Genomic DNA, 2,703 nt, shown 5'->3' with positions numbered 1-2,703 from the left:
TCGGCCCTCCGCCCGACAAAGTCGGCCGATAAACAGAAAGTAAAAGATTTCGGGCAAATCCTTGGACGATGAATAATCTGCAACAGATCACCATTCACGCAAGAGCGCATCTTGCACGGCATCCAATTTCATCTTACAAGAGAAGTGTGAGACTATCTCTTGGCTGATAAGCCCGATTGTCTGAGAATAGGATTTCCGGTGGCAGCCGGAAATCCTTTTTCGGTTCTATGACATGACTAAGACTCCTTGTCTCTTGCAGCCAAGTACTCTGAACGAAGATCAGGAATTTTTTCCGTCAACCATTTTGCAAAATCCGTCTCTTTGTTTGGGATTGTCACGGTTGTGGCGTTTCTAGTTTCCTTTACTTTTGCGAAAACATCACCATCCAAACCGGCTTTAAATACCTTTGATTGATCTATTTTGGCTGGCACTGCCGACTTCCCGGCTGCTGCGTCAATTGACAATGAAATCCGCTTGTCGCCATCTGCCTTCTTAAATTCATCTGAAGAAACTAATGCACGAACACGTTGGATTGACGCAGGATCTGTTAGTTCTTGAGCCAACGCCGCCCAACGTCGGCGGCCTGATTCTTTTGCCCGACCAATCGCCCGTGCAACATCATCTGGAATTTGTTCCGAGATTTTGATTAGCCTAGACACACCGGATTCTGGTATTCCAAGTATCGGAGCCATCGAGCGATTGGTCAGCCGAGTTGACTTCAACTGCCGTGCCCACATCGCTAGTTCGATCCAACTAAGGTTCTCGCGTACGGCGTTTTCTAAAGACTGCTCCTTGATCAACTCGGAATCCGATAGTGCACGCACGTATGCGTTTACCTGGAAAATTTCCGGGTTTTCTGCAGCAACATACAGTTCTCTAAGAACCTTAACTCTTCTATGACCATAGGCGAGCTGATATCGTCCGGCTTCACTGGGATGGGGGCGAACCAAAACCGCTATTTTTTGCCCCTCGACAGCAATAGATTCCTTTAGCTCGTCAAGTTCGTGACGTGCCCCTTCATCGTCTTCGAAACGATCGCGATAAGGTGATGGGTCAATCAAATTTGGACTAAGCCGCTCAACAAAAGCTGTTGCTTGTAGCTTTTGACGTAGCTCTTCGTTCTCTTTTTCAATTGTAGAAAATGCACTACTCATGGATTTGACTGTGCCTGACGTCACGCGCCCAGCTTCAACGCTACTGCCGGGCACGGCTGGCTTCTTCCCGGCGAGTTTTGCAGGATCGACGCCCCCAAACAAAGCTTTCATCTTTTTTGAGTGGTTACTAGCGTTGGTCATTTCCGCCCCCACACAGTTTCTAAGTGACCTAGAATCTCTGCATTTACTGCATCGATTGATTCAATACCGCGGTTGAGGGTATCGCGCCCAACGGACCCCTTTTCCATCTCATAAAGGCTCTTTTTTAAAAGACCCGCGCTTGCCACTGCTGTTGTTTCGTAAACAGCAGCAGTCAATACGTCTTCACCAAACAAGGAACGTAGAAGCGTAACAATATTGACTTGTGGCAAGTCATTCGGATTGTGTCTCGTCAAAACATAACGAACGAAATCGTGATCAAGCTGGCCCCCCGCTCCCTCAATTACAGAGAGAATATCGCTGGTCATCGCCAGAAACTGATTCATGCTTGAAACATCAAGCATTGCAGGATGGACAGTAATTAACATAGCTGTGGCTGCAAAAATTGCACCCAGGGTCAAATAACCAAGTTGTGGGGGGGCATCAATAAGAACGACGTCATAGTCGCTTTCTACTGAAGCAATTACCGTCTCTATTCGTCGGAAGAACATACCCTCGCCACGAGACTTGCCAGCGCTAATAGCTTGAGGGGTCTCGTGTTCGTATTCCATCAACTCAAGATTTCCTGGAATAATGTCTACACCAGAAAAGTAGGTGGATCTTATCACTTCCCGCAGTGGGCGCCGTTCGTCATCGTAGCGAATTGCTGCGTACAGTGTTTGGTTTGAAGCAACGTCGTATTCCGGCTGATAACCGAACATCGTGGACAAAGAAGCCTGCGGGTCCAAGTCTATTGCTAAAACCCGAAGCCCTTGAAGGGCCAGATAATGCGCCAGATGGACCGTTGTTGTTGTTTTAGCTGACCCACCCTTAAAATTTGCAACGGCGATTACCTGAAGCTTGTCATTGCCTTGCCGTCTCGGCAGATATTTTAGAGCATCGGACGGTTTTTTCTCTGCAAGATATTCCCGCACTTCGTTTATCTGCGCTAGGGTGTAGGCGCGTCGGCCGTTTGCCAACCTTTCAGGCGCAGGTCCTTCACCATCAAGCGACATCTGCCGTAATGTCGATTCGGCGATGCCCACCAACATAGCAACTTCTCTTGAAGTGAATGTGCGCAGAGACTTTTGAGCCTCGGGTGGATAGATCGTTTCACGAAGCTCCTGCAACTGTGCAGATAGCAGGTGAGAATGGCGTTGGATCTTCAATGCCGTATTTTCACGATCTACTGGCTTATGCATCCTTGAACTCTCTCAGTCTGCGACGGATTTTAGTCGACAGTTACTTTTTTACCGTCGCGACAGACGCTAACTCGCATACTATCCGGCGTCAAATTTTTATTTGTAAACAAAGTATTAACGCCATCAATATTCAAAGGCGCTAACTCGAAGAAGAACCGCCATTGCTCTCACCCACACGAACCAAAAGTTTGCCCGCGGGCAAACTTTTG

Annotated in this window: 2 protein-coding genes; both read right to left on the bottom strand. The window is 47.8% G+C overall.

Annotated features, from left to right (window positions below):
- Positions 1-236: 236 nt before the first annotated feature.
- On the bottom strand, positions 237-1,295 hold the full coding sequence (repB, locus tag E1297_RS03000; RefSeq protein WP_155133747.1) for a plasmid partitioning protein RepB: 1,059 nt from the start codon (positions 1,293-1,295) through the stop codon (positions 237-239).
- Positions 1,292-2,494 carry a plasmid partitioning protein RepA gene (gene repA / locus E1297_RS02995; protein ID WP_155133744.1) on the bottom strand — a complete coding sequence of 401 codons (1,203 nt, stop codon included), beginning with the start codon at positions 2,492-2,494 and terminating at the stop codon, positions 1,292-1,294. The genes repB and repA overlap by 4 nt, the downstream gene beginning before the upstream one ends.
- Between the last annotated feature and the right edge of the window lie 209 nt (positions 2,495-2,703).

The sequence above is a fragment of the Roseibium sp. RKSG952 genome, from assembly GCF_009711355.1.
Note: the sequence above shows the minus strand (reverse complement) of the source record. Positions and strands in the feature narration are given on the sequence as shown.